The organism is Nocardia sp. NPDC049935, assembly GCF_055586645.1.
In genome coordinates, this window is sequence record NZ_JBVJHV010000001.1 from 635,716 (window position 1) to 662,306 (window position 26,591).

The window sequence follows — 26,591 nt, forward strand, 5'->3', positions numbered from 1 at the left end:
CAGGTGGTGACGTGGATCACTTCCGGCTGGGTCAGGTCGCCTGGCTGACCGAGGACATATGGAAATCGGGCACCCGCAGCGGTGGCATCGCCGTGCGGGTGAACCAGTCCTTCCACTCCCTGGGCAGCGTCTGCTCGGTGGCCCCCGCCTCGGTGACCCGGCGCAGCAGATCCAGCGGGCTCTCGTTGAACCGGAAATTGTTCACCGCCCCGGTGACCTCTCCGTTCTCCACCAGGTACACCCCGTCGCGGGTGAGGCCGGTGAGCAGCAGGGTCGCCGGGTCCACCTCGCGGATGTACCAGAGGGTGGTGAGCAGCAGACCGCGTTCGGTGCGGGCGATCATCTCGTCCAGTGTGGCCTCCGAACCGCCGGTGAGCAGCAGGTTGCCCACCGGGACGGTGGGGGAGGCGTCGTAGTCGGCGGCGGTGGCGCGCGGATACACCAGATCGGCGATCGCGCCGTCACGCAACCAGTCCACCCGCCGCGCCGCCATCCCGTTGTCGAAGACCGACAGCGTTTCCGAGGACGCGGGAGTGGCCACGAACGGCAGGCACTGCAGGCCCGGGGCGTCCGGATCCGACGACAGGGTCAGCGGGATATCGGTGAGCTTCTCCCCGACCCGGGTACCGCCCGCCGCGGCGAAGGCGGTATGCCCCTCCTGCGCGCCCCGCCCCTCCATCGACCAGTACATATAGATGAGCAGATCCGCGACCGTCGAGGGCGGCAGCAGCGTCTCGTACCGGCCGGCGGGCAGGTCCACCCGCCGCGCCGACCAGTCCAGCCGCCGCGACAGTTCCGCCAGCAGCGCCGGGATGTCCACATCGCCGAAATCGGTGGTGCCCGCGCCCACCCAGGCGCTGGCCAGCTCCGCGCCCGCGCCGCGTTTGCCGTTGATCTCCACCGACCCGGTGGGCTGGGTGTAGCGGCGGCGGACCCCGGTGGAGGTGCCCAGCCAGGTGGTCTGCACCTGGTGGTGGGCGAATCCGTAGAGCCGGTCGGCGCCGTCGAAACCGGCGGACAGGCCGGTCGCGAGACCGGAGAACACCTCGATACCGGTCGCGGCGGGCGCGTCCGCCCAATCCGGCGCCGGCGGGGCGATATCGGCCGCCAGCAGCGGCATGGCGTCACGCGCGGGTTCGGCGGCGGTCGCGGCGGCCTCGCTCGCGCGGACCACCCCTTCGATATCGGCGGGATCCACGCTGGTCGAGGCCACACTGCCGACCCGAGCGGTCCGCGGCCCCTCCCGGTACACCGAGATCACCGACCAGTGCCGCGAGACCGACTGCCCGTTGGTGGTCATGGAGTTACCGGCCCAGCGCAGCGACGCGTCGTAGTCGTCGGTGACGATGACGATCGCCTCGTCGGCCCGCGACAGCGCGAGTACCCGGTCGACCACCTCACCCGCGGGCAGTACACCCGCACCGATGCCCGTCATCGTCGCGCCTCCGTCCGGGTGTTGAGTACGTTCACGCCTCGGACCAGCACCGACGGGCAGCCGTGGCTGACCGCGGCGACCTGTCCGGGCTGCGCCTTACCGCAGTTGAACGCGCCGCCCAGCTGCCAGGTCGACGGTCCGCCGACGGCCTCCATCGACCCCCAGAAATCGGTCGTGGTGGCCTGGTAGGCGACGTCGCGGAGCTGGCCGTCGAGTTTCCCGTCGCGGATCCGGAAGAAGCGCTGGCCGGTGAACTGGAAGTTGTAGCGCTGCATATCGATCGACCAGCTCTTGTCGCCCACGATGTAGATACCGTCGCCGACCCGCGAGATCAGATCCGCCGTACTGGTATCGGTCTCGGGATCGGGTTGCAGCGAGACGTTCGCCATCCGCTGGATGGGGACATGATGCGGGGAATCGGCATAGGAGCAGCCGTTGGAGCGGTCCAGGCCCAGCCGCGGCGCGAATACGCGGTCGAGCTGGTAGCCCACGAGCACGCCGTCGCGCACCAGATCCCAGCTCTGCCCGGCCACTCCGTCGTCGTCGTAGCCGACGGTGGCCAGGCCGTGTTCCTGCACCCGGTCGGCGGTGACGTGCATGATCGGGGTGCCGTAGCGCAGGGTGCCGAGCCGGTCCGGGGTCGCGAAGGAGGTACCGGCATAGGCCGATTCGTAGCCGATGGCCCGGTCGTATTCGGTGGCGTGGCCGATGGATTCGTGGATGGTGAGCCACAGGTTGGTCGGGTCGATCACCAGATCGGTGGGCCCGGCGACCACACTGGGCGCCTTCACCTTCTCCGCCAGCCACTCCGGGATGCGGGTCAGTTCGGTATCCCAGTCCCAGGTCCCGTCGGCCCCGGTGACGTACTCCCAGCCGCGCCCGACCGGTGGGGCCAGGGTGCGCATGGTCTCGAACGCGCCGGACGCGCTGTCCACGGTGATCGCCTCGAACTGCGGCTGCAGGCGCACCCGCTGCTGGATGATCGACGACCCCGCGGTATCGGCGTAGTAGGTCTGCTCCTTCACCTGCAGCAGGGCCGCCGAGACATGATCGACGCCGTCGGCCGCCGACAACCGGCCCGAATAGTCCTGGAGCAGCGCCACCTTCTCGGCGGCGGGCACGGTGAACGGGTCGATCAGATACGACGACACCCACCGGGCATCCTCGTACCGGGGTTCCGGCGCCAGTTCCACGCGCTCGCGGTTGAGGGCGCGCAAACCGGTCGCCACCGCCACCGCCGACCGGGCGACCTCGGCCGCGGTGGCCGGATCCAGGGCGGCGTGTGAGGCGAAACCCCAGGTGCCGTCCACGATCACCCGGACCGCGAAACCCAGTTCGACCTCATCGGTGAGGGCCTCGACGCGGCCGTCCCGTAACCGGACGGACTGGGTGCACAGCCGGTGCACCCGCAGGTCCGCGTGCTCGGCGCCGGCGGCGCGCGCCGCCGAGAGCGCCGCGTCGGCCAGCGTCGCCAGCGGTAGGTCCGCGAATTCCGGATCGATTGCGTGGCCGGGGGGTTGCCCGCCCCGCCCGGTGGAGGTCGCCGTAGTCACCCTGCCCAACCTAGTGCCCGGAGACCGTCCCGGGCGCGGCACTCAGCCGAACTGCTGCCAGCCGAGCCGGATCACCATCGCCACCACGACCACCAGCAGCACCACCCGGACGAACTCCGCGCCCCGGGCCAGCGCCATCCGCGAACCCACCACCGATCCCGCGATATTGGACAGTGCCATGGCCGCGCCCAGTGCCCACAGCACATGCCCGGTGGCGCCGAAGAACAGCAGCGCCCCGATATTGGAACCGCAGTTGATGACCTTCGCCATGGCGGCGGCGCGGACGAATTCGGTGCCGAGCAGGGTCGCGAAGGTGATGATCAGAAAGGTGCCGGTGCCCGGGCCCAGTAATCCGTCGTAGGCGCCGATGAGCCCCGCCGCCAGGCCGATCACCAGGATCGTCTTACGCCGTGACGGTGGATGGGTGGCCAGGGTGATACCGATCGTCGGCCGGGCGGTCACGAAGATCGCCACCCCGATCAGCACCACCAGCACGATGGGGATGAACAGGTCGCGGTCGATGAGCGATACCGCCGCCGCCCCGGCCGCCGAGGTCGCCGCCGCCAGTGTCGCGGCGGGTACCAGCAGCCGCCACTGCATCGGCACCTTGCGGGCGAAGGTGGCCGCGGCGGTGGCGGTACCGGCGACCGCCGCCAGTTTGTTGGTGCCCAGCGCGGTCTGCGGGGCCAGGCCGGGGGCGACGAGCAGCAGGGTCGGCAGCACGATCAGCCCGCCGCCACCCACCACCGCGTCCACCCATCCGGCCGCGGTGGCGGCCGAGAGCAGCAGTATCCAGTCGGTCACGTCCACGCGGGCCAGCAAATCAGACGGCCGGCGCCTCCCCGCGCCGCGGTCGGCGGGCCGGCCGGCGGACGCGGGCCTCCTAGGCTGGTCGGGTGCGCCGGTTCAGCCTGTGGCTTCGAGACAAACCCGTCGTGGCGGATTCCGTCCTGGCCGGACTGCTGCTGCTCCTCGATCTCGCGGTATCGCGGGACGCCACCAATACCGCCGCGTTCCTCGTCTTCTCGGTACTGATCCCGCTGCCCATCGCCTTGCGGCGGGTCTATCCGCGGGCGATGGCGGTCACCTTCATGCTGCTGTCGTTCTGCGCCAGCACCATCGGTCATATCGTCGGCGATCCCACCGTGCACGGCGCCCTGCTCGGGCACGGAATCATGCTGTACACGCTGGTGGCCTACCTCGGCCGCCGCGAGGGTCTCTGGTACGCGCTGGCGCTGGTCGCCGACACCGTCTACGGTATGGCGCTGGTCAGCGGGTTCAAGGCGAGCGATACCGCGTTCGTGAGCGTGTTCTTCGCGCTCTGCTGGGCGCTGGCCGAATTCTCCGGCGCCCGCCGCGCCTACGACGCGGAGGTCGCGGCCCGGCTCGCGGTCGCCGAATCCGACCGGGAGCGCCGCGCCCACGACGCGGTCTCGGCCGAGCGCACCCGGATCGCGCGGGAACTGCACGATGTGGTCGCGCACGCGGTGAGCGTGATGATCGTCCAGGCCGACGGCGCCCGCTACGCCCTGCGCGCGGATCCGGATACGACGGAACAGGCGCTGGTCACCATCGCCGGTACGGGACGCGAGGCGTTGCGTGAACTGCGCCGCACCGTGGCCCTGCTGCGCACCGAGCACGCCCCCGACCAGGTGCCCCAGCACGGCACCGCCGGGCTGGCGCGGGTGACGCAACTCATGCGGGACGCGGGCCTGGCCGTGGAACTGGAACTGGCCGGAGAACTCGACGAGGTGGCGCCCGAGGTGAGTCTGGGTATGCACCGGATCGTGCAGGAGGCGCTGACGAATACGCTGCGGCACGCCGGAGCGCATCCGAAAGCGTGGGTGCGGGTACGGCGGCGCACCGACGATATCGAGGTCGAGGTCACCGATTCCGGCGGTGTGCCGGTGCGCCCGGAAGACCGGATCCAGGGCAGCGGGCTGGGTCTGGCCGGGATGCGCGAACGGATGGCGGTGCTGGGCGGCAGTCTGGAGGCCGGCCGCACCACCGACGGCGCCTGGCGGGTCCGCGCCCGGATACCGCTGGCCCCACCGGATCGGGAATAGCCCGTCGCCGCCACTACATTGGAGCCCGTGCCGATCACCGTGCTCGTAGTCGACGACCAGGAACTCATGCGTGTGGGGTTGAAGATGGTGCTCGGCGCGCACCCCGATATCGAAGTCGTCGGTGAGGCCGACAACGGCGCCACCGCGGTCGCCCGGGCCGCGGAACTCGTCCCCGATGTGGTGCTCATGGATGTCCGGATGCCGGTGGTGGACGGGGTCACCGCCACCGGGCGCATCATCGAGGCCGAACACGGCACCCGGGTCCTGGTGATGACCACCTTCGACCTCGACGAACACGCTCTGGGCGCACTGCGCGCGGGTGCCAGCGGATTCCTGCTCAAGGACACCCCGCCCGAGGATCTGATCTCGGCCATCCGCAGCGTGGCCGCGGGGGACGCGGTGGTCTCCCCGAAGGTCACCAAACGCCTGCTGGACCGGTTGATCGTCGAGGAGCCGGCGCCGTCGCGCGATCCGGCGGTCCTGGACGTGCTCACCGTCCGGGAGCGCGAGGTGCTCGGGCAGATCGCCGCGGGCCGCTCCAACGCGGAGATCGCGGGGGAGTTGTTCCTCTCCGAGGCGACGGTGAAAACGCATGTCGGGCGGGTGCTGACCAAACTCGGGCTGCGGGACCGGGTACAGGCGGTGGTGCTCGCCTACGAGACCGGGCTGGTCCGTCCGGGCGGGTGATGCCCGAATTGCGGCATTCCGGGAGCAAAACCGGCCGCTCGTTCGTTACACGGGTAGTCCGACCCGAAAGGTTCGCCCATGCCCGTCCTCGGTTTCCTCGTCTACCTCGTCGTCGAGATCGCCGTTTTCGCCGCCGCCGTCGCCTGGCTCGGCGCGGTGCCGGCGATTCTGCTGCTGATCGCCAGTTCGGCCGCCGGCATGCTGCTGCTGGGGTCCCAGTGGCGGCGGGTCGCCGAACAGTTCCGCGGGGTCACCCGCGGTGAGGTCGCGCCGGGCTCCGCGGTGGCCGACGGTGCGCTGGTGGGCCTCGGCAGCGGGCTCATGTTCGTGCCGGGTCTGGTCACCTCGGTGGTGGGCCTGCTGATGCTGCTGCCGCCCACCCGCGCGCTGCTGCGTCCGGTGGTGTCGGCGCTGGCCGCCCGGCGGGTGGCCACGATCACCGCAGCCGCCCGGCATCGCGGCGTCACCGTGGTGGACGCCGACGTCGTCGACGGTGTCGTGGTGGACGAGTGGTACACCGACGAGCCCCGTAGATCCGCGACCGTGCTCGAGCCCGGACCGTATCCGGGGCCGCGCCCCGGGCCCCAGGTCTGAGGCGGTTCAGCGGGCCGGGTCGTCGGCCATCCGGTACTCGCCGCCGCGCAGGCGGGTGAGCACCCCGCTGGTCCAGCCGGTGAGATTGTCGAACACCCCGCTCCACAGTTCGAGGAGATCGGTGGCATGCGGGGCCTCGTAGCGGCCCGGGTAGTCGCCGACCATTCCGAGCAATTCGTCGCGGATCCGCCGGCTGTGCTCGCGCTGTTCCTCCAGTTTCGCCACCACCTCCGCGCGCGGTAGCGCATCCATGAAGGCGATCCCGGCGCCGAGCTCTTCCATATCCACGCTGGTCAGCGCCGCGGCCATCCGCTCCCGGAATTCCGCCTCACCCGCCGGGGTCAGCTCGAACAGGGTGCGGCCCGGGCCGCGGTTGCCGTCCTCCGAGCCCAGGGTGCGAAGTTTGCCCTCCTGGGTGAGCTGTTTGATGGCGTGATAGATCGAGCCCGGCTGCACATTGGTCCAGGTATCGGCGCGCCACGAGAGCAGTTCGCGGCGCACCGCGTAGCCGTGTGTCGGCTGTTGCCGCCGCGCGACCCCCAACACCAGTAGCCGTACCGCCGACATCCGCGCTCCTTGTCCTCGCTCACCGGAACAGTACGGTACTCAAATTTGACTTCTTTACCTCGTGTTGCCTACCGTTCTGTAGTCAAATTTGATTATCGAGAGGGTTCTCATGGGCGATATCGCGGTCCCTGTCCTGCCGGCGCGCGATCTGGACGTCACACTCGATTTCTACGAGGCGCTGGGTTACGCGATCACGTACCGGCAGACCAAGCCCTACGTCTACGGTGCGGTCACAGCCCACGGTTGTGATCTCAACTTCACCGATCCGCGGGGGGAGGAGATGAAGGAGGGGGTGGCGGGCTGTTTGGTGCTGGTGGACGATATCGCCGCCCGGCACCGGGCGTTCACCCTCGGGCTGCGGAAGCGCTTCGGCGCCATCCCGGCCAAGGGCTACGGTCGCATCACCCGGTTCCGCCCGGGGCAGACCCGGTTCAGCCTGATCGATCCGGACGGGAACTGGGTGACCTATATCGAGAAGGGGGAACCGGAGGATCTCGAATACGGTGGCTCCGAGGAGCTCACCGGTCTGGCTCGGGTCCTGGACAACGCTCGGATCCTGCGGGATTTCAAAACCGACCATCAGGCGGCGGAACGCGCGATCGAAGCGGGTCTGCACCGTTACGGCGCCGAAGCGAGCCGATCGGAGCTGGCCCGGGCCCATGCGGCGCTGGCGGAATTGGCCGTGGCGCTGGAGAAACCGGAGAAAGCGGCCGAACGCCGGGCGGATCTGCGCGCACTGGCGCTGACCGCGGACGAACGCGCCGCCCTCGCCGGTGAACTGGGCGCCGCCGACGAACTGGCCGAATGGCTGAGTCCGCCGGAGAACTGAGACCGGCGGCCGGTTATTCGGACTCGGCCGGGACGAGTTCGATACCCACGGTGCCGGATTTGCCGCGCCGCAGGGTGCTGCCCCATACGATCAGCGGCCCGGCCAGCCGGTACTTGCGCCGGATCAGTTTCCGCACGTGCTCGCTACCGGAATCGTCGAGGACCCGTCCGGTGCCGCGGACGACCTCGCCGTGCGGGTTTCCCCGGAAATCACAGGGCTGCATGGTCACCTCGGGATTGCGCCGCAGGCGCTTCACCTTCCAGCTGTCGGTGACGGTCCACACGTACACCTTGCCTTCCTCGGCCACCACCCACAGCGGGGTGGCCACGGGCGTGCCGTCCTTACGGAACGTGGTGAGCAGGACGTAGTCGGCGGTACCGACCGCACCGGGAGCATTGGTCATGCAGGCAGGGTAATTCGCCGGCGTGCGGGAGGCGATCCGGCGAGCGCGGGCCGGCACCGCCCCCACCGGACGCACGGTCGTGCCGGCGGTGCGGCAGACTGGATCCCCGTGAGTACGCAGCTGCTGGTCGGAGGTCGGATCTACAGTGCGGCGGCGCCCGACGCCACCGCCATGGCGATCACCGACGGCGTGGTGGTCTGGCTCGGCGCCGATCACGTGGGACGGGCGCTGCACCCGGACGCCGAGGTCCGCGATCTCGACGGCGCGTTCGTGACCCCGGCGTTCGTGGAACCGCATCTGCACACCACCGCCTACGGTCTGCAGCGGCGGGGTCTGGATCTGTCCGCGGCCCGGTCGCTGCCGCACTGCCTGGAGCTGCTGGCACGGTTCGCCGCGGACCATCCCGACGGCGCGATTCTGGCCGACGGCTGGGACGAAACCCGCTGGCCGGAGCGGCGACCGCCGACGGCCGAGGACATCGATACCGCGGCCGGTGCGGGGCGGGTGGTGTATCTGGCCCGGGTGGACGCGCATTCGGCGGTGGCCTCCACCGCGTTGCTCGACGCGGTACCGGGTGTGACCGCCGCGACCGGGTACACGGCCGGGGAACCTGTGCGCGCGCAGGCGCACCACCTGGTGCGGGCCGCGGCCCGCGGTCTGCTCACCCGCGCGCAACGCGACGCGGCCCGCCGCACCGCGCTGGACCTCGCGGCCGCCCACGGTGTGGCGGTCGTCCACGAATGCGCCGGACCGGAGATCGAAGGGGAGACCGACCTGCGGGAACTGCTCGTCTTCGACCACGGCGTGCAGGTTCGCGCCTACTGGGGGCAAGCGGTCGGCAGTGCCTTGGAGGCCGAAGCGCTGCTGGCCGAACTGGGCGCGCACGCCCTGGGCGGCGATCTGTTCGTCGACGGATCGCTGGGCTCGCACACCGCCTGGCTGCGTGAACCCTACGCCGACCACGCCGGCACCGGGGTGTGCTACCTCGACGCCGACGCGATCGCTGCCCACGTCCGCGCCTGCACCGAGGCCGGTATCCAGGCGGGATTCCATGCCATCGGCGATGCGGCGCTGGACGCGGTGATCGCCGGGTTCGGCCGGGTCGCCGCCGAGCTCGGAGGCCCGGCGATCGCGGCCCGCGGGCACCGGGTGGAACATGCGGAGCTACTCGACCCCGGGCAGATCGAGGCCCTGGCCACCTGGGGTGTGATCGCCAGCGTGCAGCCCGCCTTCGACCGGGAATGGGGCGGTACGGAGGGGATGTACGCCGAACGGCTCGGCGCGGAGCGCGCGAGCGCGTCGAATCCCTACTCGGCGATGGCCTCGGCCGGGGTCTCGCTGGCCATCGGCTCGGACGCGCCCGTCACCGCGCTGGACCCGTGGGCGGCGATCCGGGCGGCCGTGCACCACCGCACCGCGGGGCACGGGCTCTCCCCGCGCGCGGCCTTCGCCGCCGCCACCCGGGGCGCGTGGCGAGCGGGGGGCGTACGCGACGGTGTCGCCGGTACGCTCGCGCCCGGCGCGCCCGCCTCCTACGCGGAATGGGACGCCGCCGATCTGGTGGTCAGCGCACCGGCCGATTCGGTCCAGCGCTGGTCGACCGATCCGCGCTCCCGGGTCCCCGGACTGCCGCCGCTGACCCCCGGCGCCGAACTGCCGCGCTGCCTGCGCACCGTGCACCGGGGTGCCACCCTCTACGGCGCGTGAACCCGGCCGCCACACGGTCCCGATCAGGACGCGACGACAGGATCTCCCAGTGAATCAGGCCGAGACGACCCGCACCGAGAATTCAGCGCTCGGCCTGCCCGCGCGGATCCGCCGCCATCCCGGGGTGCGCCTGCTCGGCCGCCATCCGGTGATCACGCGTTCGGTGGCCGCGCTGGTGTCCGGACTGCTGATGTTCGGAAGTTTCCCGCCGCGGCCGTGGTGGTTCCTCGCGCCGGCCGGGATCGCCCTGCTCACCCTGGTGCTGCGGGGCGAGGGCCGGTGGCGTTCCGGATTCGGGTACGGCTTCCTCGCCGGGCTCGGGTTCTTTCTCCCGCTACTGCCGTGGACCGGAATCTATGTGGGCCCGCTGCCGTGGATCGCGCTCTCCACAGCGTGCGCCCTATATATAGGACTGTTCGGTGTCCTCGTCCGGATCGTGGGGCGGCTGCCGGGCTGGCCGCTGTGGGTCGCGCTGGCCTGGTCGGCCGCCGAATGGGGCCGATCCAGTTTTCCGTTCGGCGGGTTTCCCTGGGGCCGGCTGGCGTTCGGTCAGGCGGACGGCTGGTTCCTGCCGCTGGCCTCGGTGGGCGGGGCGCCGCTGGTGAGTTTCGCGGTGGCGCTGAGCGGTACCTGCGGGGCCGCGGTGGTGCTCGGCCTGATCGGATTCGCCGGCCGCGGCGGCTCCGAGTCCACGGCCGCCGAGTCCACCGGCGCCGAGTCCGCGGTACCGGCCCGGCGCCGTGCGGTGCCGGTCGCCGTCGCGGCGGTCGTCTGCGTGCTGCTGCCGCTGGCCGGTCTCGCGGTGCGTGCCACGCTGCCCGGACCGCTGGACGGGGACAGCACCGTCACGGTCGCGGCGATCCAGGGCAGCGTGCCGCGGCTGGGGCTGGATTTCAATGCCCAGCGCCGGGCCGTTCTCGACAATCACGTACGCCGGACCGAACAATTGGCCGACGAAGTGGCTTCCGGTCGGTTTCCCGCCCCGGATATCGTCATCTGGCCCGAGAACTCCTCCGATATCGACCCGTTGCGCAATCCGGACGCCGCCGCCCTCATCACCCGCGCGGCGCAGCGTATCTCGGCACCCATTCTGGTGGGTGCGGTGCTGGTCAACGGCGATCGCACGACCACCAATTCGGTAATGGTCTGGACCGGTGACGGCGGACCCGGTGAACGCCACGACAAAAAAATAGTACAACCTTTCGGTGAATATCTGCCGATGCGGGGATTCTTCCGGCTCTTTTCGGACTATGCGGACAGGGCGGGTTACTTCGTTCCGGGTCACGGTGACGGAACAATTCGGGCTTCGGGTACGGAAATCGGGGTGGCAACCTGTTACGAAGTCGCTTTCGACCGCGCTTTCCGTGATTCACTCCGCTCCGGCGCGCAATTACTCACGGTGCCCACGAACAATGCGACTTTCGGTGACAGTGAAATGACCTATCAGCAGCTCGCGATGTCGCGGGTGCGGGCCGTGGAACACGGCAGGTCGCTGGTCGTGGCGGCGACCTCGGGTGTCAGCGCGATCATCGCGGCGGATGGAACGGTGCGGCAGCGCAGCGAACTGTTCGTGCCGGAAGCGCTGGTGGCCGAGGTGCCGCTGCGGACCTCCGCGACGGTTGCCACGGCGGCCGGACCCTGGCCCGAACTGGTCGCGGTGCTGGTGACGGCCGGTGCGGTGGCGTTCGCGCTGATTTGCCGGCGTAACGCCCGCCGCGCGGGCGGCGATGTCGAGGTAACCGTCCGGAACTGAACGCCGGACTCCGCTGTCCGCGTCGGCCGCTCGGCCGGTGCCGAGTACCCCTGCGGGCAAACGTTCCGCGGGGACGAAGTAACCGGTTTACTTTTTGCTCACGGAGGGTAAACACTCTCGCTATTTGTGCGTAGGATCTAGTGAGCGCCCGGGCTGCCGGGCTCGAAGTGAAGCGCTATTCCGCTACATCGCAGGACATCGCGCCGGAATCGGACACCGTGGTCCGAAGTCTGCACCGGCTCCAGGTAACCATTCGGTTTCGACTGCAATCCATTCGAGGTGACGCTCCGAATAACCAGTCGTGAATCACACCCACGACCGGTATCGGTCGGGTTTGGGCTGTTCGGGGAGTGTCTAGCTGTAGAACGGAGTGATTGATGAGATCGTCGGCCACCGGGGTCGATAGCAGTTCGTCCACAGAGATTTCGGCCGATCCCTTTCCACTCACACCGGCGCAGACAGCGATGTGGTATGCCCAGCGGATCCAGCCGGATATCCCGCTGGTTATTGCGGAATACGTGGAGTTCCACGGTGAGCTGGATCCCGGGCTGCTGCTCTACGCGATCGAACGCTTCGGGGTGGAAACCCAGGTGGGATTGCAGCGGATCGTGCAGGTCGACGGGGTGCCGCACCAGGTGATCGATCCGGCGGCCCGGCCCGGTTGGGCGCGGGTGGATCTGCGGTCCGAACCCGACCCGCACGCCGCGGCCCTGCGCTGGATGAAGGACGACGTCCGGACCCCGACCGATATCGATCACGACCCGCTCGTCTTCAATGCCGTGCTGCGCACCGGCGACCGTGACTACATCTGGTATTCGCGGGCGCACCATATCGTCATCGACGGCTACGCGGCGATGAACGCGCTGGTCCGGACCGCCGAGATCTATACCGCCTACATCGAAGGCCGGGAACCGTCGGTATCGCGCGCCACGCCGCTGGCCGAGCTCTACAGCGGCGAGATCGAATACCGGAACTCCCAGCGTTTCACGACCGACGGTGAGCACTGGCGCGCACTGCTCGACGGTGCCGGCGACGTGGTGAGCCTGTCCACGGTCGCCAACCCGGCCGCCGCCGTCTCCGATCCCGGGCGCCGGCTGGCCACCTCGACACTCGCCCCGGCCACCGAAACCGCGGTGGAGGCCGCCGCGGCCGCCCGGAACGCGTCGAATCCGGTGCTGTTCGCCGCCGCCATGGCCTGCTATGTGCGGGCGATGACCGGTGAGAACGATGTGGTGCTGAGCCTGCCGGTTTCCGCCCGGACCACGGTCGGGCTGCGACGGTCCGCGGGTGTGGTGTCGAATGTGGTGCCCCTGCGGATCCGGTTCGACGCGGCCACAACGGTGTCCGACGTGGTGCGCGCGGTGGAGAAGCAGGTCACCGGCGCCCTGCGGCACCAGCGGTACCGGCACGACGATATCCGCCGTGACTGCGGCTACGACCGCGATACCCGCGGCTTCTTCGGCCCGATGATCAACATCATGCTGTTCAGCAAACCGCTGCGGTTCGCCGATCTCGACGTCACCGTCCACGTCCTGGCCACCGGGCCGGTCGAGGACCTGTCGGTCAACCTCTACAACGCCGACGGCGGGCCGATGCACCTCGATTTCGAGGCGAACCCACAGCTGTACAGCGAAGACGAGATCGACGCGCATCACCGGCGGTACCTCGGATTCCTGGAGCGTTTCCTGAGCGCCGCCGACGACACCCGCGTCGGCGCGATTCCCGTCCTCACCGACGGTGAACGCCGGCAGGTGCTCGACACCTGGAACGACACCGCGGCCGAGGTCGAACCCGGCACGCTGGCGAGTATTTTCGCCGATCGCGCGCATCGCTGCCCCGACGCGGTGGCGGTGGAGTTCGAGGGTGCGGCGCTGACCTACCGGGAACTCGACGAACGGGCCAACCGGCTGGCCCGGCTGCTCATCGCCGAGGGCGCGGGCCCCGAACAGGTGGTGGCGCTGTGCCTGCGCCGCGGCCTCGAGCTGGTGACCGCCATGTACGCGGTCGTCAAAACCGGCGCCGCCTATCTGCCGCTGGACCCGGAGCATCCGGCGCAACGGCTGGCGGGGATCGTGGACCGCGCCCGGCCGGTCGCGCTGCTCGTGGCCGAGCGCGACGGGCTCGAACTCCCGGGGGATATCGCCGTCCTGGCGGTCGATACCGCCGACCTCTCCGACCTGGATCCGGCCCCGGTGACCGATGCCGACCGGATCACCCCGCTGCGCCCCGACCATCTGGCGTATCTGCTGTTCACCTCCGGGTCGACCGGTACGCCCAAGGGGGTCGGCGTCACCCACCGGGCGATCGTGAACCGGTTGCGCTGGATGCAGCACGAATACGGCCTCGATTCCAGCGATGCCGTGCTGCAGAAGACGCCCGCCACCTTCGACGTCTCGGTCTGGGAGTTCTTCTGGCCGCTGCAGATCGGCGCCCGGCTGGTGGTGGCGCGCCCGGACGGTCACCGCGACCCCGCGTACCTCGCCGCCCTGATCCGGGAAAAGGAGGTCACCACAGCGCATTTCGTTCCCTCCATGCTCTCGGTATTCGTCACCGAGACCGAGGTGGGCGGATGCGGCTCACTTCGCCGGGTCTTCTGCAGCGGTGAGGCGCTGCCGCCCGCGACCGTGCGAGATTTCCACACCGCCCTGCCGGGACCCCGGCTGCACAACCTGTACGGGCCCACCGAGGCCGCGGTGGACGTCACCTACTGGCCCTGCCCGGCCGATCCGGACAGTGTGCCGATCGGCTCCCCGGTGTGGAACACCCGCACCTACGTCCTCGACGCCGGACTGCGCCCCGTACCGCCGGGCGCGGTCGGCGAGCTGTATCTGAGCGGCGTGCAATTGGCCCGGGGCTATCTCGGGCAGGCCACGCTCACCGCGGACCGGTTCGTGGCCGATCCGTTCACCCCGGGTGAGCGGATGTACCGGACCGGCGATCTGGCCCGCTGGCGTCCCGCCGCGGCGGATGCCGCGGCAGGTGTCCTGGACTACCTGGGGCGCACCGATTTCCAGGTGAAGATCCGGGGGCTGCGGATCGAACTCGGCGAGATCGAATCGGCGTTGCTGGCCGATCCGCGGATCGCCCGCGCGGTATGCGTCGCGCAGCGCACCACGGCCGGTGACCGGCTCGCCGCGTACGTGGTGCCCCGCGGTGACGAGGTACCGGATACCGATTCGCTGCGATCGGACCTGGCCCGGGCGCTGCCCGCGTACATGATCCCGGATACGGTGACCGCCCTCGGCGAACTGCCGCTCAACAGCAACGGCAAGATCGACCGGGCCGCGCTCCCGGCGCCGGTCGTCACCGGCACGCGGACCCGCGTCGCGCCCCGTACCGAAGTGGAAGCGGGCCTGGCCGCGATCTTCGCCGAACTGCTCGGCGTGGACGAGGTGGGCATCGAGGACGGTTTCTTCGAACTCGGCGGGAACTCACTGGTCGCCGCCCGCGCGGTGGCACGGATCAACAACGCGCTCGGTACCGCGCTGACCATCCGCGACCTGTTCGAGGCCGGCACCATCGCCACGCTGACCGAACGGTTCACCGTGAGCGAGCCGGATCTGGCCTCGCCGCAACTGGTTCCGATGGACCGCCCGGACCGGATCCCGCTGTCCCCGGCCCAGCAGCGGTTGTGGATCCTGAACCGCTTCGCCGAACACGCCGCGGCCTACAACATGCCCCTGGCCGTTCAAGTCGACGGCCACCTCGATATCGACGCGCTGCGCGCCGGTCTGCGCGATGTGCTGGGCCGGCACGAGAGCCTGCGCACCACCTTCCCGGACCTCGGCGCGGGCCCGCAGCAGCGCATCCATCCGCTCGACGAGGTGCCGCTGCCGCTGGAGGCGGTCACCGTGGCCGCTGCCGAGATCTCCCGGCGGACCGCCGAGTTCGTGTCACGGCCCTTCGATCTGCGCACCGAATTCCCGTTCCGGGTCGCGCTCTACGCCACCGATACCGACTGCCATGTCCTGGTGCTGGTCCTGCACCATATCTGCGGTGACGGCTGGTCCGTCGCCCCACTGGCCCGCGATCTCACCGGCGCGGTCACGGCGCGGGCCGCGGGCCGGGCGCCGGAGTGGACTCCGCTGCCGGTGCAGTACGCCGACTTCGCCCTGTGGCAGCGCGAATTGCTCGGTGAGGAATCCGATCCGGCCAGCGCGCTGAGCCGGCAGGTGGCCCACTGGCGGGCCGAACTGGCCGGCCTGCCCGATCAACTGGACCTCCCGCTGGATCGCCCGCGTCCCGCGCGCCGCTCCACCGAGGGCGGCCGGGTCGCGTTCACCATCCCGGCCGGAACCCGCCGTGCCGCCGCGGAACTGGCGGCCGCTCGCGGGGCGAGCATGTTCATGGTGGTGCACGCGGCTCTGGCGACACTGCTGTCCCGGATCTGCGGCAGCACCGATATCGTCATCGGCACCCCTATCGCGGGCCGCACCGATCCCGCGCTGGACGAACTCGTCGGGATGTTCGTCAACACCCTGGTCCTGCGCACCGAGGTCGATCCCGCCGCCGATTTCGACCGGATGCTCGATATCGTCCGGGAAACCGATCTCAACGCGTTCGCCAACGCCGATGTGCCGTTCGAGCGGCTGGTGGACGTGGTGAATCCGGAACGCTCCGGCGCCCGCCACCCGCTGTTCCAGGTGATGCTGTCCTACGACAACGTCGGAGAACTCGATCTGGACCTGCCCGGTGTGCGCACCGAGATCCTGCCGCTGGATGCCGATATCGCCAAGTTCGACCTCCAGCTGGAGGTGCACGACGACAATTCCGGTGACGATCTGCGCGCCGAATTCGGTTATGCCACCGATGTCTTCGACGAACGTACGGTAGCGGCCGTCGCGCGCCGGTTCGTCGCGGTGCTCGAGGCGGTGGTGGGGGCGCCGCGGCGCCCGGTCGGCGATATCGATGTCCTGGACCGGCGCGAACACGGGAACCTGGTCCCACTGGCGGGTGGACCCGCCGAGCCGCCGGTATCGCTGCCGGAAATGCTGCACCGGTCCGCGGTCCGCGATCCCGACGGTATCGCGGTGCGCTGGCGCGGTCGCGATACCGGCTACCGGGAACTCGACGAGCGGGCCAACCGGCTGGCCCGGCTGCTCATCGCGCGGGGCGCCGGGCCCGAAGCGGTGGTCGCGGTGGCGCTGCCGCGCGGGCTGGACGCCGTCACGGCGATCTGGGCGGTCGCGAAAACCGGTGCGGCCTATGTACCGGTCGATCCCGGCTACCCCCGCGACCGGATCGCGCATATGCTCACCGATTCCGGTGCGCGTCTGGGGATCACGGGCCCCGATCAGCTGGCGGCGCTGCCCGAACAGGCCGTCGAGACCTGGCTGGTGCCGGGGTCGCTGGAATTCGAATCGGCGTGCGCCGCCGAATCCGGCGCCCCGATCACCGACGCCGACCGTCTCACGCCGCTGCGCACCACCCACCCGGCGTACCTGATCTACACATCCGGATCCACCGGAACGCCGAAAGCCGTGGTCGTCACCCATGCCGGGCTGGCCTCGTTCGCCGCCGAACAGTGCTACCTGTTCGGTGTCACCCCCGCCTCGCGGACCCTGCATTTCTCCTCACCGAGCTTCGACGCCTCGGTGCTGGAACTGCTGCTCGGCTTCGCCTGCGGCGCGACCCTGGTGATCGCGCCCCCCGATATCTACGGCGGCAAGGAACTCGCCCAGCTGCTGCGGACCGAACGGGTGACCCACGCCTTCGTCACCCCGGCCGCGCTGGCCACCGTCGATCCGGCCGGTCTGGACCGGCTGCAGACGGTGCTGGTCGGCGGCGAGGCCTGTGGTCCCGACCTCGTGGCCACCTGGGCGGACCGGTTCCGTATGCACAATATGTACGGGCCGTCCGAGGCGACGGTGGCCGCCACCATGTCGGGGCCGATGCGCGCCGGACGTCCGGTACCGCTCGGTCATCCGGTCCGCGGGATGCGGCTGTTCGTCCTCGACTCCCGGCTGCGCCCGGTACCGCCCGGTACGCCCGGCGAGCTCTACCTCTCGGGACCGGGCCTGGCCCGCGGGTACCACGGCCGCCACGGCCTGACCGCGGCCCGGTTCACGGCCAACCCGTACGGCCGCCGCGGCGAACGGATGTACCGGACCGGGGATCTGGTGGTGACCGACCGGGCCGGTCGGCTCCGGTTCCTGGGCCGCGCCGACGACCAGGTGAAACTGCGCGGCTTCCGGATCGAACTCGCCGAGATCGACCATGTGCTGCGCGCCCACCCCGGGGTGCGTTCCGCGCTGACCGTGGTGCACACCGACGCCCGGGGACACCAGCGTCTGGCCGCCTATCTCGTCGCGGACACCGAGATCGACCCGGCCGCGGTGCGGGCCACCGTCCGTGGCCGGCTGCCGGGGTACATGGTGCCCGATGCCGTCACCCGGTTGCCGGAATTCCCGACCGCACCGTCCGGAAAACTCGACCGCAAAGCCCTGCCCGAACCCGATTTCCGCGCCACGGCCGCCGCGTCCCGGCCGCCCGAGACCGATGCCGAACGGCGGGTCGCCGAGATCTTCGGCCAGATCCTGGGGCGCGAGGTTCCGGGCGCCGAGGACGGGTTCTTCGATCTGGGCGGTAATTCGCTGCTGGCCACCCGGCTCGTCGGTGAACTGTACGAACAGTTCGGCGTCGACCTGCCGGTCCGCACCGTGTTCGAGGCGCCGACCGTGGCCGCCCTCGCCGAGCAGCTGATCCGGACACCGGTCACCGTCCGGGTACCGCTGACGGCCCGCGACCCGCGCCCGGCCCGGCTGCCGCTGTCGCTGCCGCAGCAGCGGCTGTGGTTCCTGAACCGGTTCGCCCCCGAATCCAGCGCGTACAACATCGCGTTCGTGCTCGATATGGAGGGCGCGCTGGATGTGCCCGCTCTGCGGGCGGCACTGGGCGATCTGGTCGAACGGCATGAGGTGCTGCGCACCGTCTACCCCGACGACGGGGCCGGAGCGCAGCAGCGGATCCTGCCCGCGCCCTGGGCGCTGCCCGCCGTGGAACTGCGCGACGCCTCCCCGGAGGAGGCGGAGACGCTCCTCGACGAATGCGCCACCACCGGTTTCGATCTCACCTCCGGCGGACCGTTGCGCGCGGTTCTGCTGCGGACCGGGCCGGACCGGTACCGGCTCGGCGTGGTGATACACCATATCGCCGCGGACGGCTGGTCGCTGGCGCCGCTCACCCGGGATCTGGCGGTCGCGTACCAGGCGCGGTCCGCCGGGAGCGAACCGGCCTGGACCCCGCTCGAGGTCCAGTACGCCGATTTCGGTCTCTGGCAGCGCGAACATCTCGGCGCCGATACCGATCCCGGCAGTCTCGCGGCCCGCCAGCTCGGCTACTGGCGGGACCGGCTGGCCGGGTTGCCCGAAGAACTGCCGCTGCCCTACGACCGGCCGCGTCCCGCCGAACCGCGGCAGACCGCGGCCACCGTCCGGCGCACCGTTCCCGAACCGGTGCGGCAGGCGCTGACCGCGCTGACCCACAGCCACGGGGTGAGCGCCTTCATGGTGATGCGCTCCGCGCTGGCCGTTCTGCTGCGTTCGGTGACCGGCGGCCGCGATATCGCCCTCGGCACCCCGGTCGCCGGGCGTACCGACCGGCGACTCGCGGATCTGGTGGGGATGTTCGTCAACACCCTGGTCCTGCGTTCGGATGTCGATCCCGCCCTGCCGTTCGCCGAATTGCTGCTGGCCGACCGCGATACCGAACTCGGCGCGCTGGCCCATGCCGATGTTCCGTTCGAACAGGTCGTGGGCGCACTCGGTAGTGATCCGCGCGCCACCGGTCGCCACCCGCTGTTCCAGGTGGCGCTCACGGTGACCGATACCGAGGTCCCGCCGCTGGAACTGCCGGGACTCACCGTCGCGGCCGCGCCGCTGGATATCGCCCGCGCCAAATTCGATCTGGAACTGCGGGCCGGTGAACTCGCCGGCGGCGAACTGGAATTCGTCTACGCCGACGAACTGTTCGACGACGCCACCGTGGCGACGCTGGCCGACCGGTTCCTGCGGGTGCTCGCGGCGATCGCCGCCGACCCCGCCATCCCGGTGGGCGATATCGACACCCGCACCGATTCCGAACGCGCGACCCTGTGCCCGGCCCGCGGGCCCGCTCCCGGTATCCCGCGTACGCTCGCCGCGCTCTTCGGGTCGGCCGTGCTGGCCCACGGCCACCGGCCCGCACTGCACGCCGACGACACCGTCCTCACCTACGCCGAGCTGGATCGCCGGGCCAACCGGCTGGCGCGCGCCCTGATCCGGCGCGGGCTGGGCACCGGGGACAAGGTCGCGCTGGGCCTCACCCGGTCCGCCGATTCGGTGACCACCATGCTCGGAATCGCCAAATCCGGTGCGGCGTTCGTCCCGGTGGATCCGAACTACCCGCCGGAGCGGGTGACACATATGCTCGCCGATTCCGGGTGCGCCTTCGGGGTGACCCTGACCGGTCACGCCGACAAACTGCGGGCCGCCGGCGGCGTGGATATCGAGTGGTTGCTGCTCGACGCACCGGCCGGGCACCGCGAGATCGCGGGATCGGCGCCCGATCCCGTCACCGACCGCGACCGGGTGCGCCCGCTGCGGATCGGTGACCCCGCCTACCTGATCTACACCTCCGGCTCCACCGGCACCCCCAAGGGTGTCACCGCCACCCACGGCGCGCTCGCCGATCTCGCCGACGAGTTCCGCGACCGGCTCGCGGTGCATCCCGCCGCGCGGACCCTGCACTTCTCCTCACCGAGTTTCGACGCCGCGATCCTGGACCTGCTGCTGGCCATCGGCGCCGGCGCCGCGATGGTGATCGTCCCGCCCGAGGTCTACGGCGGCGAGGAACTGGCCGAACTCATGACCCGGGCCGAGGTCACCCACACCTTCATCACCCCGGCGGCGCTGGCCACCATCGACCGGTCCCGGTGGCCGCTGCCGCGCCTGAAGGCGCTGATGGTCGGCGGTGAACATCTCGGCCCGGAACTGGTGGCCCGCTGGGCGCCCGGCCGCCGGATGTTCAACGCCTACGGGCCCACCGAAACCACGGTGGTGGTCTCGGTGACCCCGGTGGCCGTCGACCGGCCCGCCACCCTGGGCAGCCTGATCCGCGGCACCCGCGCCCTGGTACTCGACGAACGACTGCGGCCGGTGCCGACGGGTGTGCCCGGTGAGCTGTACCTGGGTGGGCCGGGTCTGGCACGCGGATACCACGAGCGGTTCGGGCTCACCGCGTCGCGGTTCGTGGCCGACCCCTACGGCCCGACCGGCGCTCGCCTGTACCGCACCGGCGATGTGGTCCGGTGGACCGCCGACGGCGATCTGCGCTATCTCGGCCGCAGCGACAGCCAGGTCAAGGTCCGGGGTTTCCGGATCGAACTCGGCGAGATCACCGCCGCGCTCACCTCCCATCCGGCCGTCCACTTCGCCCATACCGAGGTGCGGGCGGTCGGCGGTACCGACCGGCTGGTGGCCTACGTCCACCCCGCCGACCCGGGCAACCGCCCCGAAGCCGAGCAACTGCGCGACCATCTGGCGCAGCGGCTGCCCCGGCATATGGTGCCGTCGGCGTTCACGCTGCTCGACGAGATTCCGCTCACCCCGGTCGGCAAACTCGATATCGCCGCGCTGCCCGAACCCCGGGCGCTGCCGGCCGCCGCGACCGGTCGCGCGCCGGAAACGGCCACCGAGCGCCTGGTCGCGTCGGTGATGGGGGAACTGGCCGGGACCGCGGTGGCCGATGTGAACGAGAGTTTCTTCGATATCGGCGGTAACTCGCTGCTGGCCACCCAGCTGGTGGGCCGGCTGGCCGCCGCCACCGGCGCCCGGATCGCGGTCCGCACGGTGTTCTCCGCGCCGACGGTCGCCGAACTCGCGGCGCTGCTGGACGCCGAATCCGACGGGGCGACCGGACCCGCGCTGGTGCGGCGGGAACGGCCGGAGCGGATTCCGCTCTCCCCGGCCCAGCAGCGGCTGTGGTTCCTGGAACGCTTCGGTGGTCCCGGAACAGCGGCCGCCGCCGACAGTGCCGCCGGGGCGTACAACGTGCCGATGGTGCTGCGGTTGCGGGGCCCGCTCCACCACGCCGCGCTGACCGCCGCGCTGCACCGGGTGCAGGAACGGCACGAGACATTGCGCACGGTGTTCCCGGAGGTCGAGGGCGATCCGGTCCAGCGGGTGATCCCGGCCGCCGAGGCGGCGGTGACCGTGCACAGTCCCGCGGCCGCCGACGGCGATCTGCACGCCGCTATCGCGCGCTTCGTGGCTCCCGGCTTCGATCTGGCCACCGAGATACCGCTGCGCGCGGCGTTGTTCGCCGTCGCGCCCAATGAGTACGTCCTGGTGCTGGTCGTCCACCACATCGCGATGGACGGCTGGTCGCTGGGACCGCTGGCCGCCGAAATCGCGGGCGCCTATCGCGCCGTCCGGCTCGGCGCCGAACCGGCGGCCGACGGGGACGAACTGCAGTACATCGACTACACCCTGTGGCAGCGGGAAATGCTCGGGGACGAGAACGATCCCGCGTCCTCGATCCGCGGTCAGCTCGACTACTGGCGCGACACCCTCGACGGATTGCCCGAACTGCTCGCGGTGCCCGCCGACCGGCCGCGGCCGCCGGTGCCGTCGTATCGCGGCGGTACGGTGCGGGAACGGCTCGACGCCGGTGTCCACCGGGAGCTGAAAGAGCTCGCCGGACGGCACAATGTCAGCCTGTTCATGGTGTTGCACGCCGCCCTGGCGGTACTGCTGCACCGGGTCACCGGGTCCGGTGATATCGCCGTCGGGACCGCGGTCGCGGGCCGCGGCCGGCCCGAACTGGACCGGATGATCGGCATGTTCGTCAACACGCTGGTGCTGCGGACCCCGGTCGGGTCCGGCGATCGGTTCACCGATCTGCTCGAAACCGTGCGCGGCACCGATCTCGACGCGTTCGGCCATGCCGAGCTGCCGTTCGAGCGTCTGGTGGAAGTTCTGAACCCGGCGCGTTCCCGGTCCCACCATCCGCTGTTCCAGATCATGCTCTCGGTGCACGACGAACCGGTGCGGGCGCTGGAGCTGCCGGGCCTGAGTATCGAGGCACTGGAAATCGATCCGGGAATCGCGAAATTCGATCTGCAGTTCACCCTCACCGAATGCCATACCGGCGACCGGACGCCGGACGGTATCGCGCTGTCGGTGAACTACGCCGACGATCTCTTCGACGAAGCGACCGCGGTGCGGCTGGGACGACGGCTGATCCGGCTGCTGGGCGCGATCGCCGCCGATCCGACGGTGCCGGTCGGGGATCTGGAACTGCTCGAACCGGCCGAATGGTCGGCGCTGGCGCCGCTGCGCCGCGCCGACCCGGACACTCCGGTCACCCTTCCGGAGGTCTTCGCCGCCGCGGCCGCCGTCGATCGGCATGCCGTCGCGCTGGCCGCGGCCGGAGTCGAGGTCACCTACGACGCGCTCGACCGTTGGAGCAACCGGCTGGCCCGGGTCCTCACCGCGCACGGGGTCGGCCCGGAAACCCTGGTGGCCCTGGGTATTCCGCGGACGATCGAATCGGTGGCGACGGTGCTGGCGGTCACCAAGACCGGTGCGGCCTTCGTCCCGGTGGATCCCGGCTACCCCGCGGCACGGATCACCCATATGCTCGCCGATTCCGGTGCGGCGCTGGGGCTCACCCTTGCCGAGTACCGTGACCGGCTCCCGGGCGACTGCCGCTGGCTGGCGCTCGACGATCCGCAGGTCCGTGAGCAGGTCCTGGGCGCGTCGAGCGCGCCGATCGCCGATTCCGAGCGGACCGCGCCGCTGCGGATGGACAACCCCGCGTATGTGGTCTACACCTCCGGCTCCACCGGAACCCCGAAGGGCGTGGTGGTCACCCACCGGGGCCTGTCCAATTTCGCGGCGGAGACCGCCCACCGGTTCGATGTCCGCCCGGGCAGCCGGGTCCTGCATTTCGCGACACCGAGTTTCGACGCCGCGATGCTGGATCTGCTGTTCGCGCTGGGCGGCGCGGGCACCCTGGTCCTGACCCCGCCCGGAGTGGTCGGCGGCGCCGAGCTGGCGCGGGTGCTGACCGCCGAGCGGATCACCCACGCGTTCATCACCACAGCGGCCCTGGCCACCGTCGACCCGGAGGGCATCACCGATTTCCAGCATGTGCTGGTGGGCGGTGAAGCACTGCCGGCCGAGGTCGTGGCCCGCTGGGCGCCGGGGCGCGATCTGCACAATGTCTACGGTCCCACCGAGACCACCATCGTCACGGTCATGTCCCCGCCGCTGACTCCGGGCGGCCCGATCCCCATCGGCGAACCGATCCGCGGCGTCGCCGCCATGGTGCTCGATTCCCGGCTGCGGCCCGCGCCGCTCGGGGTCACCGGCGAGCTGTTCCTGGCCGGTGGCGCGCTGGCGCGCGGATATCACGACCGGCCGGGGCTCACGGCGCAGCGGTTCGTGGCCAACCCGTACGGGAAACCGGGCGAGCGGATGTACCGGACCGGTGATCTCGTGCGGATCGGCACCGGGGCCGACGGTGGGCCGGGCGAGATCGAATACGTCGGCCGCACCGACCACCAGGTGAAGATCCGTGGTTTCCGGATCGAACTGGGCGAGATCGACGCCGCGCTCGGCCGGCATCCGGCGGTGGAGTTCTCGCTCACCGTCGGGCACCGGACCGCGGCGGGCGCCACCGCACTGGTGTCGTATGTGAAACCCGGATCCGCGACCACGGCGGGCGAACTGACCGAACACTTGTCCGGACTGGTGCCCAATTACATGGTGCCGCAGTCGATCATGATCATCGACCGGCTGCCGCTGACCCCGGTGGGCAAACTCGATCGCACCGCCCTGCCCGAGCCGGTCTTCGGCGGGGCCGCGGGGTATCGCGCACCGGAGGGCCCGCTGGAGACCGCGCTGTGCGAGATCTTCGCGGCCGTACTCGAAGTGGAGCGTGTCGGCGCCGCCGACGGATTCTTCGATCTGGGCGGTAACTCGCTGCTCGCGACGAAGGTCGTCGCCCGGGCCCGGGAGGCCGGGCTCGACCTGCCGATGCAGCTGCTGTTCTCCGAATCCACCCCCGCCGCGCTCGCCACGCGACTCGGCGACGGAACCGCCGCCGACGCGATGGATCTCGCCCTGGCCCCGCTGCTGCCGCTGCGCCCGGCCACCGGGTCGAGCCGGCCGCCACTGTTCTGCGTCCACCCCGCGATCGGGTTGTCCTGGTGTTACGCCGGGCTCCTCGCCGAACTACCCGCCGACCGCCCGGTCTACGGACTGCAGGCGCCGCACGCGACCGGAGGTCCCGGATACGGCTCGATCACCGAGGCCGCCGAGCACTATGTGGCCCGGATCCGTGAGGTGCAGCCGCACGGGCCCTACCATCTGCTCGGCTGGTCGCTCGGCGGTCTGATCGCGCACGAGATCGCCGTCCGGTTGCAGGCCGCGGGTGAGCGGGTCGCGCTGCTGAGCATGCTGGACAGCTACCGGCTCTCCGACGCTCTCGCCGCCGACGCGATGCCGGGGATCGGTGAGATCCTCGGCGAATTCGGCGGCGAACTCGCGGTCGACGGCCCGGAACCGACCCTGGCCGAAGCCGCCGAACTCCTGCGTTCCCGTCCCGGACCGTTCCAGGCGCTCACCCTGGAACACCTGGAACGCCTGTACACCGGCTACGCCGACGGTACGGTCCAGGCCAACGGGTTCCGCCCGGGTGTGTACGACGGCGATCTGCTGTTCTTCGCGGCCGGCGCCGACCCGGTCAATCTCGCCGCGCCCGACCGCCGGCCGGGGGCCTGGCGGGAGTTCGTCACCGGCGAGGTGCGGGCCCACGAACTGGCGTGCACCCACGCGGAGATGACGACCGCCGAATCGCTGGCCGTGATCGGCCCCGTCCTCACCGAACATCTGCGCGCCGCGGACGAGTCCGCGCTCGCGCGGTCACAGCCCGGTATCGACACGAAGGAGAACGCTCAGTGAACCCCGCGGTGCAGATCACCGGTCTGGTGAAGATCTACGGCCGGACCCGGGTGCTGGACGAGGTCGATCTCGAAGTCCCCGCCGGTACCGTGATGGGCCTGCTCGGCCCCAACGGCGCGGGGAAGACGACGGCCGTCCGAATCGTCACCACACTGCTGAAGCCCAACGCCGGTTCGGTGCAGGTGGCCGGAGTCGACGTGCTACACGATCCGGCCGGGGCGCGCCGCCTCATCGGCGTCTCCGGGCAATACGCCGCGGTGGACGCGAATCTCACCGGTTACGAGAATCTGCGGATGGTTTCCCGGCTCTACGGGATGTCGCGGGAGAGTTCGGCGGCGCGGGCCCGGGAACTGCTGCGAGATTTCGGGCTCGAGGAGGCGGCCGACCGCCGTGCCGGAACCTATTCCGGCGGTATGACCCGTCGACTGGATCTGGCCGGGGCGCTGGTGGCCCGCCCGCCGGTGGTGGTCCTCGACGAACCGACCACCGGGCTGGATCCGCGGGCCCGCAACGATATGTGGCGGGTGATCGCCGAACTCGTCCGCGACGGCACCACGGTACTGCTCACCACGCAATACCTGGAGGAGGCCGACCGGCTGGCCGACAAGATCACGGTGATCGACAAGGGCCGGGTGATCGCCCGCGGCTCCGCCGACGAGCTGAAGTCCTCGATCGGCGGCGATCGCCTCACCGTCGTCCTGACCCCGGGCCACGATCCGGCGGTCGCGCTGCGGGTCCTGGGTGAGATCGGTATCGGTGAGCCCGCGCACGAGGCGAGCGTCGACGAGGTGTCGGTGGTGGTCGGCGACGGCTCCCGCACCATGGTGGAGGCGCTGCGCAGGCTCGACGACGCCGAGGTCCACGTCGTCGACGCGCGGGTCCACCGCCCCAGCCTCGACGACGTATTCCTGTCCATCACCGGCGCTCCGGCGGTGCCGGACACCGAGCCGGAAACCCACGAGGCACCTGAGGAGATCATGTCGTGAGCACCGCAGAAGCCGCGGTCGATCAAGTGGACGCCGAAGCCGGGGGCGAGGGAGCGACGGAAGTG

At 70.7% G+C, this 26,591-nt stretch carries 13 protein-coding genes; 8 read left to right on the plus strand and 5 right to left on the minus strand.

Annotated elements, in window-relative coordinates; all coding sequences use genetic code 11:
- Positions 1-31: 31 nt before the first annotated feature.
- From ACZ6SF_RS03030 to ACZ6SF_RS03040, 3 genes are all read right to left on the minus strand, one after another.
- Positions 32-1,435, minus strand: a complete 1,404-nt coding sequence (locus ACZ6SF_RS03030; RefSeq protein WP_466060254.1) for a metallopeptidase TldD-related protein — start codon at positions 1,433-1,435, stop codon at positions 32-34.
- Positions 1,432-2,937: a TldD/PmbA family protein gene (locus ACZ6SF_RS03035; RefSeq protein WP_466061318.1), complete on the minus strand. Its 1,506-nt coding sequence runs from the start codon at positions 2,935-2,937 to the stop codon at positions 1,432-1,434. Before ACZ6SF_RS03035 ends, ACZ6SF_RS03030 begins: the two co-directional genes overlap by 4 nt.
- Positions 2,938-3,030: 93 nt before the next feature.
- The gene (locus ACZ6SF_RS03040; RefSeq protein ID WP_466060255.1) at positions 3,031-3,798 is read right to left on the minus strand and encodes a TSUP family transporter; all 768 of its coding nucleotides are present in this window, start codon (positions 3,796-3,798) and stop codon (positions 3,031-3,033) included.
- Positions 3,799-3,884: 86 nt separating this feature from the next.
- Here ACZ6SF_RS03040 and ACZ6SF_RS03045 point away from each other — a divergent pair, with 86 nt between their 5' ends.
- From ACZ6SF_RS03045 to ACZ6SF_RS03055, 3 genes are all read left to right on the plus strand, one after another.
- Positions 3,885-5,054: a sensor histidine kinase gene (locus tag ACZ6SF_RS03045; RefSeq protein ID WP_466060257.1), complete on the plus strand. Its 1,170-nt coding sequence runs from the start codon at positions 3,885-3,887 to the stop codon at positions 5,052-5,054.
- A 27-nt stretch (positions 5,055-5,081) separates the two neighbouring features.
- Entirely contained in the window at positions 5,082-5,741 is a 660-nt protein-coding gene (locus ACZ6SF_RS03050; RefSeq protein WP_466060259.1) for a response regulator, read from the plus strand.
- A 78-nt stretch (positions 5,742-5,819) separates the two neighbouring features.
- Entirely contained in the window at positions 5,820-6,335 is a 516-nt protein-coding gene (locus ACZ6SF_RS03055) for an FxsA family protein (RefSeq protein WP_466060260.1), read from the plus strand.
- Between the two features lie 6 nt (positions 6,336-6,341).
- Here ACZ6SF_RS03055 and ACZ6SF_RS03060 read toward each other — a convergent pair whose 3' ends face one another.
- A complete protein-coding gene (locus ACZ6SF_RS03060; protein WP_466060262.1) occupies positions 6,342-6,902 on the minus strand; it encodes a PadR family transcriptional regulator in 561 nt (186 codons plus the stop codon).
- Between the two features lie 88 nt (positions 6,903-6,990).
- On the opposite strand from ACZ6SF_RS03060, the gene ACZ6SF_RS03065 reads away from it, so the two are divergent.
- Entirely contained in the window at positions 6,991-7,731 is a 741-nt protein-coding gene (locus ACZ6SF_RS03065) for a VOC family protein (protein ID WP_466060264.1), read from the plus strand.
- 13 nt (positions 7,732-7,744) lie between these two features.
- Here ACZ6SF_RS03065 and ACZ6SF_RS03070 read toward each other — a convergent pair whose 3' ends face one another.
- Positions 7,745-8,134, minus strand: a complete 390-nt coding sequence (locus ACZ6SF_RS03070) for a PPOX class F420-dependent oxidoreductase (RefSeq protein ID WP_466060266.1) — start codon at positions 8,132-8,134, stop codon at positions 7,745-7,747.
- 108 nt (positions 8,135-8,242) lie between these two features.
- Between ACZ6SF_RS03070 and ACZ6SF_RS03075 the strand changes: the two genes are divergently transcribed.
- The 4 genes from ACZ6SF_RS03075 (at position 8,243) to ACZ6SF_RS03090 (ending at position 26,526) form a co-directional block, all read left to right on the plus strand.
- Positions 8,243-9,841: an amidohydrolase gene (locus ACZ6SF_RS03075; protein WP_466060268.1), complete on the plus strand. Its 1,599-nt coding sequence runs from the start codon at positions 8,243-8,245 to the stop codon at positions 9,839-9,841.
- A gap of 190 nt (positions 9,842-10,031) precedes the next feature.
- Positions 10,032-11,594: an apolipoprotein N-acyltransferase gene (gene lnt, locus ACZ6SF_RS03080; RefSeq protein ID WP_466061319.1), complete on the plus strand. Its 1,563-nt coding sequence runs from the start codon at positions 10,032-10,034 to the stop codon at positions 11,592-11,594.
- Positions 11,595-11,971: 377 nt separating this feature from the next.
- Positions 11,972-25,540: a non-ribosomal peptide synthetase gene (locus ACZ6SF_RS03085; protein ID WP_466060270.1), complete on the plus strand. Its 13,569-nt coding sequence runs from the start codon at positions 11,972-11,974 to the stop codon at positions 25,538-25,540.
- Positions 25,537-26,526, plus strand: coding sequence for an ATP-binding cassette domain-containing protein (locus ACZ6SF_RS03090; protein ID WP_466060272.1), 990 nt, complete (start codon positions 25,537-25,539; stop codon positions 26,524-26,526). Before ACZ6SF_RS03085 ends, ACZ6SF_RS03090 begins: the two co-directional genes overlap by 4 nt.
- The last annotated feature ends 65 nt before the right edge of the window (positions 26,527-26,591 follow it).

Excerpts from the sequence above, each read along its gene's own strand:
- ACZ6SF_RS03030 (WP_466060254.1), bottom strand. The coding sequence starts at position 1,435 with ATGACGGGCATCGGTGCGGGTGTACTGCCCGCGGGTGAGGTGGTCGAC.
- ACZ6SF_RS03055 (WP_466060260.1), top strand. The coding sequence starts at position 5,820 with ATGCCCGTCCTCGGTTTCCTCGTCTACCTCGTCGTCGAGATCGCCGTT.
- ACZ6SF_RS03060 (WP_466060262.1), bottom strand. The coding sequence starts at position 6,902 with ATGTCGGCGGTACGGCTACTGGTGTTGGGGGTCGCGCGGCGGCAACAG.
- ACZ6SF_RS03070 (WP_466060266.1), bottom strand. The coding sequence starts at position 8,134 with ATGACCAATGCTCCCGGTGCGGTCGGTACCGCCGACTACGTCCTGCTC.
- lnt (WP_466061319.1), top strand. The coding sequence starts at position 10,032 with ATGTTCGGAAGTTTCCCGCCGCGGCCGTGGTGGTTCCTCGCGCCGGCC.
- ACZ6SF_RS03085 (WP_466060270.1), top strand. The coding sequence starts at position 11,972 with ATGAGATCGTCGGCCACCGGGGTCGATAGCAGTTCGTCCACAGAGATT.